Source organism: Calidifontibacillus oryziterrae, assembly GCF_000331575.1.
GTDB classification, from domain to species: domain Bacteria; phylum Bacillota; class Bacilli; order Bacillales; family Bacillaceae_J; genus Calidifontibacillus_A; species Calidifontibacillus_A oryziterrae.
The window spans coordinates 745,759-762,288 of the sequence record NZ_KB223527.1 but is presented as its reverse complement, the minus strand read 5'-3'; the positions used below and the strand labels follow the sequence as shown (position 1 = coordinate 762,288).

The 16,530-nt window shown below is 36.0% G+C and carries 16 protein-coding genes and 5 tRNA genes; 12 read left to right on the top strand and 9 right to left on the bottom strand.

Annotated features, from left to right (window positions below; translation table 11 throughout):
- Positions 1 to 23: 23 nt before the first annotated feature.
- Positions 24 to 917 carry a deoxyribonuclease IV gene (locus tag D612_RS0112430; RefSeq protein ID WP_017755808.1) on the top strand — a complete coding sequence of 298 codons (894 nt, stop codon included), beginning with the start codon at positions 24 to 26 and terminating at the stop codon, positions 915 to 917.
- Positions 918 to 966: 49 nt separating this feature from the next.
- Here D612_RS0112430 and D612_RS0112425 read toward each other — a convergent pair whose 3' ends face one another.
- Positions 967 to 1,233, bottom strand: a complete 267-nt coding sequence (locus D612_RS0112425; RefSeq protein WP_017755807.1) for a DUF2624 family protein — start codon at positions 1,231 to 1,233, stop codon at positions 967 to 969.
- Positions 1,234 to 1,405: 172 nt separating this feature from the next.
- On the opposite strand from D612_RS0112425, the gene D612_RS0112420 reads away from it, so the two are divergent.
- Complete coding sequence (locus tag D612_RS0112420) at positions 1,406 to 1,741, top strand: hypothetical protein (protein ID WP_017755806.1); 336 nt, start codon at positions 1,406 to 1,408, stop codon at positions 1,739 to 1,741.
- A 151-nt stretch (positions 1,742 to 1,892) separates the two neighbouring features.
- Here D612_RS0112420 and ispG read toward each other — a convergent pair whose 3' ends face one another.
- The 3 genes from ispG to D612_RS0112405 all read right to left on the bottom strand — a co-directional run bounded on the left by ispG (position 1,893) and on the right by D612_RS0112405 (position 4,406).
- The gene (gene ispG, locus D612_RS0112415) at positions 1,893 to 2,972 is read right to left on the bottom strand and encodes a flavodoxin-dependent (E)-4-hydroxy-3-methylbut-2-enyl-diphosphate synthase (protein ID WP_154649528.1); all 1,080 of its coding nucleotides are present in this window, start codon (positions 2,970 to 2,972) and stop codon (positions 1,893 to 1,895) included.
- A gap of 121 nt (positions 2,973 to 3,093) precedes the next feature.
- Positions 3,094 to 3,486, bottom strand: a complete 393-nt coding sequence (locus tag D612_RS0112410; protein WP_017755804.1) for a hypothetical protein — start codon at positions 3,484 to 3,486, stop codon at positions 3,094 to 3,096.
- Positions 3,487 to 3,623: 137 nt separating this feature from the next.
- The gene (locus D612_RS0112405) at positions 3,624 to 4,406 is read right to left on the bottom strand and encodes a DUF1189 domain-containing protein (RefSeq protein WP_017755803.1); all 783 of its coding nucleotides are present in this window, start codon (positions 4,404 to 4,406) and stop codon (positions 3,624 to 3,626) included.
- Positions 4,407 to 4,616: 210 nt separating this feature from the next.
- Here D612_RS0112405 and D612_RS0112400 point away from each other — a divergent pair.
- The 6 genes from D612_RS0112400 (at position 4,617) to D612_RS0112375 (ending at position 7,400) form a co-directional block, all read left to right on the top strand.
- Positions 4,617 to 4,691: transfer RNA gene (locus D612_RS0112400), tRNA-Asn, on the top strand.
- Between the two features lie 5 nt (positions 4,692 to 4,696).
- Positions 4,697 to 4,770: transfer RNA gene (locus tag D612_RS0112395), tRNA-Met, on the top strand.
- Between the two features lie 20 nt (positions 4,771 to 4,790).
- A tRNA-His gene (locus D612_RS0112390) sits at positions 4,791 to 4,866 on the top strand.
- 21 nt (positions 4,867 to 4,887) lie between these two features.
- A tRNA-Ile gene (locus D612_RS0112385) sits at positions 4,888 to 4,964 on the top strand.
- Positions 4,965 to 6,266: 1,302 nt separating this feature from the next.
- Positions 6,267 to 6,339: transfer RNA gene (locus tag D612_RS0112380), tRNA-Phe, on the top strand.
- A gap of 449 nt (positions 6,340 to 6,788) precedes the next feature.
- Positions 6,789 to 7,400 (top strand): superoxide dismutase, encoded by a 612-nt coding sequence (locus D612_RS0112375; protein ID WP_017755802.1) that lies wholly within the window; start codon positions 6,789 to 6,791, stop codon positions 7,398 to 7,400.
- A gap of 93 nt (positions 7,401 to 7,493) precedes the next feature.
- On the opposite strand, the gene D612_RS0112370 is transcribed toward D612_RS0112375, so the two are convergent.
- Genes D612_RS0112370 through D612_RS0112350 form a run of 5 tightly spaced genes read right to left on the bottom strand, consistent with a single transcriptional unit; the run spans position 7,494 to position 11,949 of the window.
- On the bottom strand, positions 7,494 to 8,669 hold the full coding sequence (locus D612_RS0112370) for an MFS transporter (RefSeq protein ID WP_017755801.1): 1,176 nt from the start codon (positions 8,667 to 8,669) through the stop codon (positions 7,494 to 7,496).
- A 58-nt stretch (positions 8,670 to 8,727) separates the two neighbouring features.
- Positions 8,728 to 9,291, bottom strand: a complete 564-nt coding sequence (locus D612_RS0112365) for a hypothetical protein (RefSeq protein ID WP_017755800.1) — start codon at positions 9,289 to 9,291, stop codon at positions 8,728 to 8,730.
- A gap of 26 nt (positions 9,292 to 9,317) precedes the next feature.
- The gene (locus D612_RS0112360) at positions 9,318 to 9,929 is read right to left on the bottom strand and encodes an SCO family protein (protein ID WP_017755799.1); all 612 of its coding nucleotides are present in this window, start codon (positions 9,927 to 9,929) and stop codon (positions 9,318 to 9,320) included.
- The gene (locus tag D612_RS0112355) at positions 9,922 to 11,406 is read right to left on the bottom strand and encodes a cbb3-type cytochrome c oxidase subunit I (protein ID WP_017755798.1); all 1,485 of its coding nucleotides are present in this window, start codon (positions 11,404 to 11,406) and stop codon (positions 9,922 to 9,924) included. Before D612_RS0112355 ends, D612_RS0112360 begins: the two co-directional genes overlap by 8 nt.
- Positions 11,407 to 11,433: 27 nt before the next feature.
- Positions 11,434 to 11,949, bottom strand: coding sequence for a cupredoxin domain-containing protein (locus D612_RS0112350; protein ID WP_017755797.1), 516 nt, complete (start codon positions 11,947 to 11,949; stop codon positions 11,434 to 11,436).
- Positions 11,950 to 12,117: 168 nt separating this feature from the next.
- Here D612_RS0112350 and D612_RS0112345 point away from each other — a divergent pair, with 168 nt between their 5' ends.
- From D612_RS0112345 to pstA, 4 genes are all read left to right on the top strand, one after another.
- The gene (locus tag D612_RS0112345) at positions 12,118 to 13,413 is read left to right on the top strand and encodes an MFS transporter (protein ID WP_017755796.1); all 1,296 of its coding nucleotides are present in this window, start codon (positions 12,118 to 12,120) and stop codon (positions 13,411 to 13,413) included.
- A 172-nt stretch (positions 13,414 to 13,585) separates the two neighbouring features.
- Positions 13,586 to 14,596 (top strand): PstS family phosphate ABC transporter substrate-binding protein, encoded by a 1,011-nt coding sequence (locus D612_RS0112340; protein WP_017755795.1) that lies wholly within the window; start codon positions 13,586 to 13,588, stop codon positions 14,594 to 14,596.
- A gap of 118 nt (positions 14,597 to 14,714) precedes the next feature.
- A complete protein-coding gene (gene pstC, locus D612_RS0112335; RefSeq protein ID WP_017755794.1) occupies positions 14,715 to 15,644 on the top strand; it encodes a phosphate ABC transporter permease subunit PstC in 930 nt (309 codons plus the stop codon).
- Position 15,645: 1 nt separating this feature from the next.
- Positions 15,646 to 16,530 (top strand): phosphate ABC transporter permease PstA, encoded by an 885-nt coding sequence (gene pstA / locus D612_RS0112330; RefSeq protein ID WP_017755793.1) that lies wholly within the window; start codon positions 15,646 to 15,648, stop codon positions 16,528 to 16,530.

Sequence of the window (16,530 nt, the reverse complement as noted above, 5' to 3'; positions counted from 1 at the left end):
GATAGGATTTTGGGGGGAGAATTATGATTAAAATTGGCTCTCATGTATCAATGAGCGGAAAAAACATGTTACTTTCGGCAAGTGAAGAAGCAGCATCCTATGGAGCTAATACTTTTATGATTTATACAGGTGCTCCACAAAACACTAGGAGAAAACCAATTGAAGAATTAAACATTGAAGCAGGTTTAAAGCATATGAAAGAAAATGGTATTGAACAAATAGTTGTTCATGCTCCTTATATTATTAACATTGGCAATTCTGAAAAAAATGAAACATTTGAGCTTGGGGTAAACTTTTTGCGCTCAGAAATTGAACGAACCGAGGCGCTTGGTGCAAAACAAATTGTTCTCCATCCTGGAGCGCATGTTGGAGCGGGGCCAGAAAAAGGTATTGAAAAAATAATTGAAGGGCTAAATGAAGTTCTTACAAAAGATCAAAATGTAAGCATAGCATTAGAAACCATGGCTGGAAAAGGCTCAGAATGCGGCCGTTCCTTTGAGGAGCTTGCACAAATAATTGATGGTGTGAGGCTGAATGAAAGGCTTTCTATTTGCTTTGATACATGCCATACACATGATGCAGGCTACGACATAATTAATGATTTTGATGGTGTGTTAGAGCAATTTGATCGGATTATTGGCATTGACCGGTTAAAGGTTCTTCACATTAATGATAGTAAAAATGAGCGGGGTGCCCGAAAAGACCGCCATGAAAATATTGGTTTTGGGAAAATTGGATTTGAGGCTTTATGCAAAATTGTACACCATCCACAATTAAAAGATATACCAAAAATTCTTGAAACTCCTTATGTTGGCGACGATAAAAAGAATCAAAAGCCACCATATAGATATGAAATTGAAATGCTAAGACAAGAGAATTTTGTACCAGACTTATTAGAAAAAATAAAAAAACAATAAATTAAGAGACAAAGGGTTCTCACTTCTTACATCATCAAACATGAGAACCTTACATCATTTTCTTAAATTGGTTTAAAAGTTCATTTGCTTTTTTGGCAACATCTAGACTTACGTCCTTACCTATTTTTTTGATAAGTCTTTTATGTTGTTCATCGTCCTGAATATCTATATAGGGTTCTGTTTTTAATATTTTAATGATTTTTGATGCATCATTTGGAGTAAGGATTATATTATACGTCCGTCCGTGTTTGATTAACTCATTAACAGTAATTGTATTTATTTTTTGATTAATCATTTGTTGAATAAAAGGATTCATTTTTATTAAAACCTCCTGATGGTAATAAGCACATTACTATCATATGAAGTATTTTGTTTTATGGTCAAAAGTATTTTGCAACCCAAAATTGATAAACTTTGTCATAAATGTTCATCGCTTTTTATGCCAATAATATAAATGCTCCTCAATTTAGGAAAGCGAGGGATATTGAATGGCAGAAGAAATGTTTAACGATAAAAAAAATGAATTTCAAGAAAAAAGCGAACGACAAGACGATAACAATTTTATGGAAGAAACAGCCGCTGAGGTTGCTCCAAGATTAGACAGAGCAACTGAAGAAGTAACAGGTGGAGCAGGAATGGGGGCAATTGCGCTTGCGCTTTCCTTGTTGTCACTATTTTTCGCGCCTGTTCTAATGGGGGCTGCTGGGATCATCGTAGGGTTTATCGCACGCCGTAGAGGAGCAACCGGTCTTGGTAGTTGGGCTATTGGTATTGGTGCAGTATCAATGCTGATTGCCTTGTTTGTTAGACCGTTTTATTATTAAAATTTTTTACAAAATACAAAGAGCTTGTCCTAAGTTGTGGACAAGCTCTTTTTTCTAAAATGTTATAGTTATGCACTTCTGTATTAAATATTGAAATATATATAGTCTTTATTTTCAGATTAAGGCGAAATATCAATTATTTTTGTTTCAATTATTTTTGTTTCATAGCATACTCTTCTGCAAGTATGTCGATTTCCTTTTTTAACTCATCAACCAAAATGTTTTCCGGAACTTTTCGGACGATTTCCCCATGCCGGAACAATAGTCCTTCACCCCGAGCTCCTGCAATACCGATATCGGCTTCCCTAGCTTCTCCCGGACCATTTACCGCACAACCTAAAACAGCTACTTTAATTGGTGCTTTAATTGCAGAGATATAATCTTCAATTTCATTTGCTACGCTGATTAAGTCAATTTCAATACGCCCACAGGTTGGACAAGAGATTAAGGTTGCTGCATTTGCTGCAAGCCCAAATGATTTTAACAATTCTCTAGCAACTTTTACTTCTTCAACTGGGTCTGCACTTAAAGAAATACGAATTGTATTACCAATGCCTTTGCTTAAAATGGCTCCTAATCCGGCAGCGCTTTTTACTGTCCCTGCAAATAATGTGCCTGATTCAGTAATTCCTAAATGTAAAGGATAGTCAAAAGCTTTAGAAGCTTTTTCGTAAGCTTCAATTGCTAAGTTAACATCAGAAGCTTTCAAAGAAACAATAATATTATGGAAATCAAGATCCTCTAATATTTTAATGTGGTGCAGAGCACTTTCAACCATACCATCAGCTGTTGGATACCCATATTTATCTAGTATCCTTTTTTCTAAAGAGCCTGCATTGACGCCAATGCGAATTGGGACTCCTTTTTCTTTAGCCGCTTTTACAACAGCTTCAACCTTTTCGCGTTTTCCAATATTTCCTGGATTAATGCGAATTTTATCCGCTCCGCCCTCAATTGCTTTTAATGCAAGTCGGTAGTCAAAATGAATATCCACAACTAAGGGAATATTGATTTGCTTCTTTATATGAGGAATCGCATTTGCAGCCCTTTCATCTGGGCATGCAACCCGAACAATTTGACAGCCAGCTTCTTCTAAACGTTTAATTTGAGCAACTGTAGCTTCAACATCGTGTGTCTTTGTCGTTGTCATACTTTGAATAACTACTTCATTATTACCGCCAATTGTTAAATTTCCTACTTTAATAGGACGAGTTTTTGTACGATGTGTTATTTCACCATGCACATGAATCGCTCCTTCATTTTTTGTATACACTACCTCATTGTATCAATGTAATAAAAAAAATGACAAGTAAAAATAATCCTACGGTTTAGATTTAAGGAAGGAGCAGGGATTACTCTTCATTATATACAGGGAATTTATAAACTTTACCAATTTGAATCTTTTCTGGTTCTACATTTGGGTTAAGTAGTTGGAAATCAGCAACTAATTGAGAAATTGAAACGGGAATTGGGCCATTGTGCATTTGTTCAACGACTGATAGGACCGTTTGTCCAGCGGTTACTTTCACTTCTTGAAAATAGAGTTCAGGCTCAAGCTCACGAGGCTCACTTTTATAACTAGTTTCAAGCTCTTTTTGAATTGGTTCATCCACTTCAGTTTGGTCGCTATTATTGGTTCCGACTAAAACAACAGATGTTGGATTTGTTAATGTTCCTTGACTTAAGTCATAATACACAACATATAGAACAAAAAGGAATACTAGAGTACCGATTAATTTTCTCATTTTTTTCACCCATTTTAAATATTTTAGCTTTGTTAAACCTTGTTGTTGATATTAGTAAAGATCATATGCTTGTCTTTGGGTGATTATGATAGATTTCAATAAACTCTATAAAAAAAACAGCAGCCATAAGCCGCTTATTATGCTATATCTTGGGATTTAGGTTTTGGAATTTCTTTAATTATTAAGTATAAAACTATCGTGGCTGTTAACCAATATAGTAAAAAAGAAAATGGAATAAAAATTTTTAATGCATCAATTATGGCAAAAAAGATTGTTGGGATCGCTACTGCATAGGCAGATAAAATCCATAAATTACGGTATTGTAGCTTTCGATTTGTTTGTGTAGATAAAATTAATCCGATGACAGCTAGAAAAGAGATTCCGATAAATTTCATAAACGCAGTGAATAAGTATAAAAAAATAAATGCTATAGGAAGAAAAACTAAAATGATTGTATCAAGAGAATTAACAAAGCTTGTTACATCTTCTTTAGAAATTTTTAAATCACCAAGTGTAGAATAAGGAATCTGTTGCGGTTGTTGCGATTCACTTGCGATAATCATTTCTTTTTTAAGTAACGCTAGTGCATTTTGATACTTGGATACATCGTTTATTGTTATTTGCCCTGTAGTATCAAATATAAAAGTGAAATCGCTATTTTCATTTATAATTGGCTTATTTATATCGGCTTGAAGTGTACCATCAGAAAGTACAAAGTCTGGTATGTCTGTGGCAAACTTTTCTTGAGCAAGACTGGCGAAATTCAAAAAGCTATTTCCAAGAGAAATACTAATAATTAAGCTTGATATAAACATTAGTAAGAATACAAAACCAATTGTTTTACCTATTCCTTGATAGCGAAATAAGGCCATATCTTTAGGTGAATATAGGCTTTTGGTGAATTGTTTAAATATATTCATCGTTACAATTTCACGTCCTTTCTTGAACTACTACTATTATACAGTTATTTTCTAAGATGCAATATTTACATTTTAAAAAAATACATTCTGATATATAATTAAGAAGTTGTGTGATATTTTCAAACTACGATTATAGTATAAAACCTGTAAGAGGAATATTGACATTCAACTTGATATTTGTTATATTAAAAAATGTCGCTAATGATTTATTCCACAGTAGCTCAGTGGTAGAGCTATCGGCTGTTAACCGATCGGTCGCAGGTTCGAATCCTGCCTGTGGAGCCACATACGGCGGTGTAGCTCAGCTGGCTAGAGCGTACGGTTCATACCCGTGAGGTCGTGGGTTCGATTCCCTCCGCCGCTATTTTTAATAATCACTTTTTGGCGACTGTGGCGAAGTGGTTAACGCACCGGATTGTGGCTCCGGCATTCGTGGGTTCGATTCCCATCAGTCGCCCCATCCATTTAAAATACTTAATAAGGACCCTTAGCTCAGCTGGTTAGAGCTATCGGCTCATAACCGATCGGTCGCAGGTTCGAGTCCTGCAGGGTCCACCATTTATAATTATCGGAGGACGTTTTGCAAGTGGAGTATAAAGTTGTAAGTTAAATATTATTATGGCTCGATAGCTCAGTCGGTAGAGCAACGAGCACCACATCAGCGAATCAGCTGCGAGTTGTCCCGACGCATAAGCATCAAAGAATAAGCTAGAAGAGGAAGGGACAGAGGACGTTTTGCAAGTGGAGTATAAAGTTGTAAGTTAAATATTATTATGGCTCGATAGCTCAGTCGGTAGAGCAACGAGCACCACATCAGCGAATCAGCTGCGAGTTGTCCCGACGCATAAGCATCAAAGAATAAGCTAGAAGAGGAAGGGACAGAGGACGTTTTGCAAGTGGAGTATAAAGTTGTAAGTTAAATATTATTATGGCTCGATAGCTCAGTCGGTAGAGCAACGAGCACCACATCAGCGAATCAGCTGCGAGTTGTCCCGACGCATAAGCATCAAAGAATAAGCTAGAAGAGGAAGGGACAGAGGACGTTTTGCAAGTGGAGTATAAAGTTGTAAGTTAAATATTATTATGGCTCGATAGCTCAGTCGGTAGAGCAACGAGCACCACATCAGCGAATCAGCTGCGAGTTGTCCCGACGCATAAGCATCAAAGAATAAGCTAGAAGAGGAAGGGACAGAGGACGTTTTGCAAGTGGAGTATAAAGTTGTAAGTTAAATATTATTATGGCTCGATAGCTCAGTCGGTAGAGCAACGAGCACCACATCAGCGAATCAGCTGCGAGTTGTCCCGACGCATTGCAATCAAAGAATAAGCTAGAAGAGGAAGGGACAGAGGACGTTTTGCAAGTGGAGTATAAAGTTGTAAGTTAAATATTATTATGGCTCGATAGCTCAGTCGGTAGAGCAACGAGCACCACATCAGCGAATCAGCTGCGAGTTGTCCCGACGCATAAGCATCAAAGAATAAGCTAGAAGAGGAAGGGACAGAGGACGTTTTGCAAGTGGAGTATAAAGTTGTAAGTTAAATATTATTATGGCTCGATAGCTCAGTCGGTAGAGCAACGAGCACCACATCAGCGAATCAGCTGCGAGTTGTCCCGACGCATAAGCATCAAAGAATAAGCTAGAAGAGGAAGGGACAGAGGACGTTTTGCAAGTGGAGTATAAAGTTGTAAGTTAAATATTATTATGGCTCGATAGCTCAGTCGGTAGAGCAACGAGCACCACATCAGCGAATCAGCTGCGAGTTGTCCCGACGCATAAGCATCAAAGAATAAGCTAGAAGAGGAAGGGACAGAGGACGTTTTGCAAGTGGAGTATAAAGTTGTAAGTTAAATATTATTATGGCTCGATAGCTCAGTCGGTAGAGCAGAGGACTGAAAATCCTCGTGTCGGCAGTTCGATTCTGTCTCGAGCCATCCCAAAAAACACCACTTACGGTGTTTTTTTGTTCTAGAGATTAAAAAAATAGTGAAATCAGTAACTGGATAACTATATTTTTCCAAAAAAAGGTAATCGGACAATAAAGTGGCGATTCCGGACAATAAAGCAATAAAATCGGACAATAAAGCGGCAATTCCGGACAATAAAGCAATGAAATCAGATAATAAAAGTATGACAACAAAACCATGACAATAAAGCCATGACCAACAAAACCAGTCACAAATAAAAAAGTTATCTATTCAATAGCATAGAGAAAAGATAAAATGGATAGAATAAACTTGTTGTCTCGCTAGCTCTAAGCTTTTTATTTGAAAATGAATGGTAAAAATGGTAGTGTAAATATCGAGGAACTTTTTAAACTTAAATATATAGTATGTTGTAAAACAAGGGTTCCAGATTACATAAATTTAAGGAGGAGTTTAAGATGACAAAATTTGAATTACCATCTTTACCGTATGAACACAATGCATTAGAACCACATATTGATGCAAAAACAATGGAGATTCACCATTCGAAACACCATAATGCATACGTAACTAATTTGAATGCTGCTCTTGAAGGAAATGAAGAATTATTGAGTAAATCTATCGAAGACTTAATGGCTAACCTTGATGCAGTTCCTGAGGCTGTTCGCACAGCGGTTAGAAACAATGGGGGTGGTCATGCAAACCACAGCTTATTCTGGACAGTTATGAGCCCTAATGGTGGCGGAGAACCTACTGGTGATTTAGCAGATGCAATCAATCAAAAGTTTGGCAGCTTTGATAAGTTCAAGGAAGAATTCGCAAAAGCAGCTGCAACAAGATTTGGATCAGGTTGGGCATGGTTAGTTGTTAATAATGGACAGCTTGAAGTAACTAGTACTCCTAATCAGGATACACCATTGATGGAAGGGAAAACACCTATCCTAGGTCTAGATGTATGGGAGCATGCATACTATTTAAATTATCAAAACCGTCGTCCAGATTATATTAGCGCATTTTGGAATGTCGTTAATTGGGAAGAGGTTACAAAAAGATTTAATTCGGCGAAATAACAATTTAAATATTAAATGATTTTATAAGGAAAAACTCCTGTTGAATTAACTTGTAGGCGGTTAAATCTACAAGCATTCAACTTAGGAGTTTTTTTATGCTATATTGTCTGCTAATTGTTGCTTTTTACGGCGGTCAAAAACCAATCGGTTAATAAAAAAACAAACGAAGGCAATAGCGGATAAAAGGATAAAACCCAAAATGTAGGTACCTGTTATATCCTTAACGATACCCATTAGGATCGGTGGAAAAAAACCACCTAAGCCACCCCAAGCTCCAACAATACCAGTTACAGTACCAGTATCTTTTGGAAATAATTGTGGAACTAATTTGAAAACAGAACCATTACCAAGTCCGACCATGACGGCAATTATTAAGCATGCTATTGTCATAATCGCAATGTTTTCCATTGTAAAAGCGATTAATAGAGCAAACAGTGTAATACTTAAATATACATATGTTAACACACGACCGGCTCCAATTTTATCGCCTAAGAATCCACCGATGGGTCTGACTGCTGTTGCCACTACTACAAAAACCGCGGCTCTGAAGCCGGCATCTACTGCTGTTAATCCGTATAAGTCGATAAGTAATGTTGGTAAATAAATTCCTAATGCGACAAAGGCACCAAACGTAACGAAATAAAACAGGGACAGTGTCCATGTGTGACCATACTTTAGTACAGATAAAGCTCCTAATATTGTTTTATTTTCCGTAGGCTTAGGTGTTTCAGGTGTACCAAACCAAATCGACAATGCGATAATGACCGTGGGAATTATCAGTCCCCAAAATGCCCATTCTACTCCAAATGATGCTGCAATCGAAGGGATTGTAAACCCGGCTAAGGCTGTACCAATGTTTCCCAAAGCATTTATACCTAAAGCTGTTCCTTGCTTTTCAGGTGGTGTAAATTTTGAAACAAACGTAACTGAAATGGCAAACGAAGTTCCTGCCATTCCAATAAAAAATGCCCAGAATAAAAGGATTCCAAACGAATCCGCAAATCCCGCACCAATGAGTGGAATGATTGTGAAAAGTAATAGACCCGTAAACAGTTTCCTACCACCGTAACGGTCAGTATAAATACCAAGTGGAATTCTCATAATTGATCCTAAAAGCACAGGAATCGCAACAAGGATACTTTTTTCTGTTGCAGTTAAATGATAAATTTCCTGAAACATATTTGCCAATGGAGATATAACAGACCAAGTTAAAAATGAAAATGCCATTGCGACCGTTGTAATGGGTAATACTAATTTACTTTTATTCATGCTTTCACACCCCGGATTATATGGTTGGAAAACAAATAATTGTTTTCATCGTATACAATTAGTTTGTACGATGGTCAACCATAAAAGAACGGAAAATACCGGAAATAATTAATACTCCTGTTAGAAAGAGAAATGTTTTTCCTAAAGAGACTTGTTGGTCTAGCAGGTAGTTATTACATAGCCTTACGGGAGAGTTTAAATAAAGCCACCCCATAACAACAAGCATCGAAATAAGGTTTGCCCAGATGAAATTTCGGCCATTAATGTGCAATCTTTCCCAACTTAAAGCAATTGGAAATCCTGCTAACAATGGAAGTGTCGTAAATTTTGCGATTGAAAACATTTCATCATTAATCGATGCATCAATTGATCGCGGTAGCAACCAAAATAAAATCGTGAAAATAGCAAGTAGCATTCCAGAAATTCCACCATTATTAAAGCCTTTTTGATCAACTGGTATTTTTGTTTTAACGGCTTTTCCAATAAGAAATCCAGATAATATGAGTAATGGAAGCTGTACAATCATTTGACCAACCATAGATGATTCCATTAGTTCTTTAATTGACGGAAGTGACAAAAGTATTAACAAACAAACACCAAATGATAAATTTCTTTTAACCATCCTTTTTACCCCACAATCTAAAAAGTCTAGGTGGTTTCAACTATTGAGTTCACTTTATTAATAATTTTATCAGGATATTGATAATCAAAAATATCGACAAGCTGTCCATTTTCATTAATCATATAAATAGCTGAATTATGTTCAAATCCACCATTTTCAGTTGGAATAACAATTACTCCAATTAAATCTAAAAAGGACTGCTGATCTTCAATATCCTTAAAACGAGCCATCTTCCACGTAACCTCATCAACACCAAAATGAATTCCATAGTGCTTTAACTTTTCTGGTGTATCACGAATTTGGTCGAAGCTAAAACTTATAAAAACAATGTCTTTTCCAAGATGTTCCTTTGGAATACTGTCATATACTTCTTTAAATTTCATTTCTATTATTGGACAAACATCACCACAACTCGTATATATAAATGTGGCTAGGACGATTTTATCCTTGAAGTCATCAATTTGAAATATGTTACCATTACTATCTTCAAAGCTAACACTAGGTAGAGTGGGCATATTTTCAGTTATATGAACACGACGGGCTTTTTCCGCCGTAAACGCTTGAAGCCCGTCAGTTCCTATCCACATGACAAAAAGTCCCGTTATCAATACAAGCAAAATCGAAATTTTACTACGCATGCAGATCATTTCCAGTTCGTTTTTCAGTTATGTCAGATCCAAAATACTTTGATTTCATTGCTAGTCGTAAAATAAATACTAAAGTTGCGATTATAATTAACACGGCAAAAGCTGCACCAATTTGATCGGGTCTTACCCATTCAGGAAAGTGCTGTGACCAACGTCTCGGAGCACCTACTTTTCCGCTATATAAGAAAGATCCCGTTAAACCTAAGAAAAATAATATATAAAGCCAAAATGAAAGTTTATCAACGTGCGTTTCCTTTTTTAATCCTTGTACAGTTAATAAATAATATATAAATCCAAAAATCATGGAACAAGCGCCAATTCCCATGTACATATGGAAATGGCCAGGCACCCACTTTGTATTATGCATAACATGATTAATAGCAATTGTCGCATCAACAATTGCTGGTACAACACCAATTACCCAACCGAACATCGATACAAAGAAAAAGCTTGAAGTCATATCCCATTTAATACCTGATCTATAAATAATCATTAACGCCCCGTATGCTGTAACAACAAGAACAGGAAGCCCATTACAATATGAAAGAACTTGTCCTACTATCAGCATCCATTTTGGCATTGCAAAGTCCATTAATAAATGGTGCGGGTAAATTATAATCGTGAATAATGTAGACATATTCCAAGCTATTAAAAATACGCCATATGCTTTCCACGGTCTACCCGTATACTTTGGCAAAACTTCATAAACAGCAATTACACCCATATAAATGATAGAGTTTGCAAAAATATGGCCAAATGCATAAATAAGATTTTTCGCTAATAACGGATCAATTGTAAAGCTAGGATTGAAAACATTAATGATACTCATGATGAGAACTGCTGCCCCAGCAATAAGTGCTGTAATATTAACGATTGACACCATTGTACTTGCGACTACAGTAGGTGGAAGTTCTTCCTTCATTTTTTTGCCGAATATTTGCGGCCAGCCTAGTGCATTACCTAAATTTCCATATTTTTTAATAATTGCTCTTGATGTTTCTAGATAAAATAAAAGAAACCCAACCCCAATTACTGTCATTCCGCCAAGATAAAATGTGGCACCAGCTACTCCCCACATTCCACCGGAAATTGCCGGTAAGGGATAAAGGAACGTCCAAGCTGCAGCGAAGTCAAATACAAAAATACTAATAAGAACCATAACTACCCCAATTAAAAATAAAACGACATTTGCTGTTAAAATTCCTTTATTTAAGCTAACGTATTGGCTAAGGAAATACCACATAATGGCAGCTCCAGCTAATGCTCCTGCGCCAACCATCCCAGTACCATGAAGAGTCATAATTTTATAGAAAAAACCGTCGGAAATTTGAATTAATTCTCCTTGGTTTAATAGCATAAGCAAACCGATAATCATCATGAGTAAAATTAGTCCGCCACCTAATAATGTAGGGAAAATAACAGTTCTTCTCGTAGAACGATCTACAGCATCAGAAATGATCGTATTCATTTCGTACACCCCCAAAATATTTTTCTTTTATTTAACAGTGATTTCTGCCTGCATGACATGATGGGCAAGCCCACAATACTCTAAGCACAATACTTTATATGTTCCTGGTTTCACGAATGTATAATAGACAGAATTCGTATATCCAGGCATTGCCTGCGTTTGAGCAAGGACAATCATGTTTTCATCATAAATCCCAAAACCATGATTTACATCTGAACTTGTGACTTTAAATTCAATCGGTTGCCCAACCTTAAATTCATTTTTTGATAATTGGAAAGCAAATTGCATAGCCTTTACATCGACAACTTCCTGATCACTTTGTGCTTTAGCTCTGTCAAAAGGAAGATCTTGAAGAGTAACAGCGGTTGCAATACCGAGTACTGCAATTAATGCTAAGAAATAAAGGTTGCGGAAGCGATACCATTGTTTTTTTACTGGCTCGTAATCTTCTCGAGTCCCTGCATTAAATAAAACAAAAATAAAGATGCCGATAATAGTAAAACAAAAAATAATAGTGGTAAACCAAGCTGCTTCTTGATACATATATATACCCCCTTAAAACATCTTTTTTACTTTTCCATCTTTATTACCATACGAAAATTGTTAAAAAGTTTCAGTAAGAAAAGTCACAATTCAGTCACATTTTAAATAGTGCATATCAACGAAATAGTTGAGGAACGATAAGCCTTAGAACATAAAGGGGAGTAAACAATGATTCAAATGATAAAAAAAGTAACTGGTAATAAAGAAGTTGATAAAAGTTTAATTTTACTATTAGTAATCGGAGGGTTATATTCATTAAGCATTGCATTATCCAATACTTTCGTGAATGTTTTTCTGTGGAAGCAGTCAGGGGAGTTTAGAGACATTGCATTATATAACTTAGCAATTGTTATTTTGCAGCCATTATCCTTTATACTTGCGGGAAAGTGGGCAAAACGCGTTGATCGAGTGTTTGTTTTACGGTTAGGGGTAATCTTTTTGTCATGTTTTTATATATTGGTATTATTTATTAACGATAAAGCGTCAAGTTTCTTGCTGCTATTAGGTGGTTTATTAGGGATTGGATATGGCTTTTATTGGTTAGCATTTAATGTATTAACGTTTGAAATTACTGAACCCGAGACAAGAGACTTTTTTAACGGCTTTTTTGGGGTGTTATCATCCTTGGCAGGAATGATAGGTCCGATAGTAGCAGGCTGGATCATTTCTAGCTTGCCAAAATTTAAAGGTTATACGGTTATATTTAGCATCTCATTAAGCTTATTTATAGGTGCAGTTTTACTAAGTTTTTTATTACATAGAAGGCCAGCAAAAGGTAATTACTCATTTAAGAGGATTTTCCTTGAAAGAAAGAAAAACAAAGATTGGAACGCGATCCTATACGCAACCTTTTTTCAAGGAATAAGAGAAGGATCGTTCATATTTATCATTAGTATGTGGGTTTTTATCACTACGAAAAGTGAACTAGCGTTAGGAACATTCGGTTTAGTAAATTCAGCAGTTGCATTCATTTTTTATTTTCTAGCAACGAAATATATTAAGAAGAACAATCGCAAAAAAGCAATATTAACTGGGGGGATATTGTTATATTTATCAATATTTTTAGTGATTTTTGAGCTTACGTTTGCAAAATTAATTACTTATGCAGTAGTAATTGCAATTGCCTATCCTATTTTATTAGTACCATACATGTCATTAACCTATGATGTCATTGGTAAGGCGTGGCAGGCTGCAGAAATGCGAATTGAATATATTGTTATTCGTGAACTTTATTTGAATTCAGGGAGAATTGTTTCAATTTTGTTATTTTTATTATCGATATCGCTATTTAATGAGGAGCAGGGTATTCCTGGGTTATTGATTTTTATCGGTGCTGGGCATTTAATCATATACTTTTTCATAAAAAATATCGAAACAAGAAAACAAAAGAATAACGAAGGTGAGAAAATACCGTTTATTAAAAGACGTCGTTTAATAGACGGCGAGGGCCGTTCACCTATTTAAGGAAAGGAGCACTTAGTTAAGTGTTCTTTTTTATTGTTTTTTGTAATAATTTTCAGCACATTTTTTCTATTTACAAAAGCTTTACATTCAGTTAATACGCAGTTTACAGAAAACTATTAAAGTTTTCTTTGAAGGGGAAATTGAAAGAAAACAAATTAGGGGGACCTAGAAAATGAAAAATGTAAAAAATCTTCTTTTAATGCTTGTTATGTCAACTCTAGTAATTTTCACAGCTGCATGTGGCGGCGCAAACACAGCGAATGAGGAACAAACTCCGGCAAACAGTGAACAACCAGATCAAGAAGCAACGGTATTAGAAGGAGATGTAATTGTTGATGGTTCTGGAACAGTATATCCATTGATGGCTCGTATAGCAGAAGAATATATGACAACGAAAGAGGAAAACGTAAGTGTTCAAGTTGGTCGTGCTGGGTCATCAGCAGGGTTTAAAAAGTTTATCCCAGGTGAAACAGATTTCTCTGACGCTTCAAGAAAGATTAAAGATGAAGAAATAGCACAGCTTGAAGAACAAGGTCTGAAATTTGGTGACGACGTTTTAGAATTTAAAGTTGCCCTTGATGGATTAACGATTGTTATCAATAAAGAAAATACATGGGCAAAAGAAATGACTCAAGAAGAAGTTGTGAATATGTTTATCGCTGGAAAATATAAAGGTGATGATAAGGTTTTATGGTCTGACATTCGTCCTGATTGGCCAGCTGAAGAAATCAAATTTAATGGTCCAAACGAAAATCATGGAACATACGAATTTTTCTATGAAACAATTCTTGAGGAACAACCGTTAGTTTCTACAGTTAATCTTCAACAAGAATACTCAACGCTAGTTGATCTTGTTTCACAAGATAAAAACGCAATAGCTTTCTTCGGATATGGTTACTATGCTAACAATACTGATAAATTACAGGCTGTTGCCATCGACTTTGGAAGTGGTCCGGTTGAGCCATCGTTAGATACGATTGCAGAAGATGGCGCATATGCTCCGTTTACACGTCCGGTATTCACATATTTGAATGCAAAATATGCTAAAGAAAAGCCACAAGTATTAGACTATGCTAAATATGTTGTAACGATGGCAGATGATTTTGCTGGAGAAACTGGCTTCGCTCCACTTCCAGAAGCAACACTAAACAGCTATTTAGAACAATTAAATGCGCTGCAATAATAGATCATAGAATAGTAGATTGAAAGAAGAACGTAAAACCGAGAAGATGAGAGAAAAACTGAAAACTCTCATCTTCTTGTTGATGTATTATGAATCGGTTTAGGAAGGGGAAGCTTTTATGGGGAAAACAGTCAATGTTCGCGAGTTTCTGGATAAAAGCAAAAGTGGAAAAAGGAATAAATATATTGAAAAGTCAGTTCCAATCGTGCTTTTTTTAACAGCATCTATTTCAGTTTTAACAACGATAGGTATTTTATTTACATTAGTTTTTGAGGCTGTTTTGTTTTTTAAAGAAGTTCCATTCATTGAGTTTTATACGGGTAAGGTTTTAAAACCATTAGGTAATGATCCTTCATTTGGAATTCTTCCATTAATGAACGCTACAATTCTTACCACATTAATTGCGATGTTAGTAGCCATTCCGATTGGGTTAACAACAGCGATTTTTTTAAGTGAGTATGCGTCAGAACGTGTAAGAAAAAAGTTAAAACCTATTATTGAAGTTCTCGCAGGCATTCCAACGATCGTTTTTGGTTTTTTTGCACTAACATTTGTAACTCCAATATTAAGACAACTTATTCCAGCATTAGAACCTGTAAATGCGCTTAGTCCCGGCATTGTGATGGGAATTATGATTATTCCACTTGTTGCATCTCTATCGGAGGATGCAATGAGTGCAGTGCCAAACTCAATGCGGGAAGGAGCCTTTGCTCTTGGTGCAACGAAGTTTGAAGTGACGATGAAGGTTGTCATACCTGCTGCCATATCTGGAATCGTTGCTTCATTTGTATTAGCGATTTCTCGTGCAATTGGAGAAACGATGATTGTTGCGATAGCAAGTGGTTCGAATAAAGTATTTACCCTTGATATTACCCAACCAATGCAAACAATGACTGCGTATATCGTTGAGTTTACAAGTGGAGATGCAGGTAGTGGTACAGTTGGTTATTATAGCCTTTATGCTGTAGGACTAACTTTATTTATATTCACATTAGTTATGAATTTAGTAGCGCAATATATTTCTCGTAAATTTAGGGAGGAATATTAACATGAATTATATTAATTATGATTTTGTATCCAAAAGAACGAACAAACGTTTGTTTTTAAATATAGCTTTTAAATTCCTTTTTTTTCTATCAACTATTTTTGCGCTAATCGTGCTTGGAATCTTAATTTATCGTGTAGTTATTCAAAGTATTGGTTGGCTTGATCTTCAATTTTTAACTAGTAAACTGTCTATGTTCGCGGAAAAAGCTGGGATCAAAGGTGTAATTATTGGTACTTTGTGGTTAATGGCTGTTGTCACACCTGTCACTTTATTTTTAGGAGTAGGTACAGCTATTTATCTTGAAGAATATGCGAAAAAGGGCAAAGTTCAAGCGTTTATTCAAACGAATATTACTAATTTAGCGGGTGTTCCCTCAGTTATTTTTGGACTCTTAGGCTTAACCGTATTTGCAAGAATGTTTCATTTAGGATCTAGTATTTTAGCTGGTGGACTTACGATGTCGTTACTTGTGTTACCAATCGTTGTCGTTGCTAGCCAAGAATCGATCCGGGCTGTTCCAAGCTTTTTACGAGAAGCATCCTATGGAATGGGAGCAACAAAGTGGCAAACGATTAAAAATATTGTGTTACCAGCAGCGTTACCAGGGATTTTAACAGGAGTTATTTTAGCACTTTCCCGTGCAATTGGTGAAACAGCACCACTCGTTGTACTAGGTATACCTGCATTACTCTTGCCTGTTCCAGATGGTATTATGGATAACTTCTCTGCATTGCCAATCCAAATTTATTATTGGACAATTGATTCAGTCTTAACGAAAGAATATGCCAATCTAGCTGCAGCAACAATTGTTGTTTTGTTACTTGTCTTGTTTATTATGAATTCTGTTGCCATTCTAATCCGAAACAAATTCCAAAAGAGATATTAG

Bases quoted from the DNA above. Each gene is read 5' to 3' on its own strand.
- pstC (WP_017755794.1), top strand. From the start codon at position 14,715: ATGGGGAAAACAGTCAATGTTCGCGAGTTTCTGGATAAAAGCAAAAGT.
- D612_RS0112340 (WP_017755795.1), top strand. From the start codon at position 13,586: ATGAAAAATGTAAAAAATCTTCTTTTAATGCTTGTTATGTCAACTCTA.
- D612_RS0112420 (WP_017755806.1), top strand. From the start codon at position 1,406: ATGGCAGAAGAAATGTTTAACGATAAAAAAAATGAATTTCAAGAAAAA.
- D612_RS0112350 (WP_017755797.1), bottom strand. From the start codon at position 11,949: ATGTATCAAGAAGCAGCTTGGTTTACCACTATTATTTTTTGTTTTACT.
- D612_RS0112370 (WP_017755801.1), bottom strand. From the start codon at position 8,669: ATGAATAAAAGTAAATTAGTATTACCCATTACAACGGTCGCAATGGCA.
- pstA (WP_017755793.1), top strand. From the start codon at position 15,646: ATGAATTATATTAATTATGATTTTGTATCCAAAAGAACGAACAAACGT.
- D612_RS0112365 (WP_017755800.1), bottom strand. From the start codon at position 9,291: ATGGTTAAAAGAAATTTATCATTTGGTGTTTGTTTGTTAATACTTTTG.
- D612_RS0112375 (WP_017755802.1), top strand. From the start codon at position 6,789: ATGACAAAATTTGAATTACCATCTTTACCGTATGAACACAATGCATTA.
- D612_RS0112360 (WP_017755799.1), bottom strand. From the start codon at position 9,929: ATGCGTAGTAAAATTTCGATTTTGCTTGTATTGATAACGGGACTTTTT.
- D612_RS0112345 (WP_017755796.1), top strand. From the start codon at position 12,118: ATGATTCAAATGATAAAAAAAGTAACTGGTAATAAAGAAGTTGATAAA.
- D612_RS0112430 (WP_017755808.1), top strand. From the start codon at position 24: ATGATTAAAATTGGCTCTCATGTATCAATGAGCGGAAAAAACATGTTA.
- D612_RS0112410 (WP_017755804.1), bottom strand. From the start codon at position 3,486: ATGAGAAAATTAATCGGTACTCTAGTATTCCTTTTTGTTCTATATGTT.
- D612_RS0112355 (WP_017755798.1), bottom strand. From the start codon at position 11,406: ATGAATACGATCATTTCTGATGCTGTAGATCGTTCTACGAGAAGAACT.
- D612_RS0112425 (WP_017755807.1), bottom strand. From the start codon at position 1,233: ATGAATCCTTTTATTCAACAAATGATTAATCAAAAAATAAATACAATT.
- D612_RS0112405 (WP_017755803.1), bottom strand. From the start codon at position 4,406: ATGAATATATTTAAACAATTCACCAAAAGCCTATATTCACCTAAAGAT.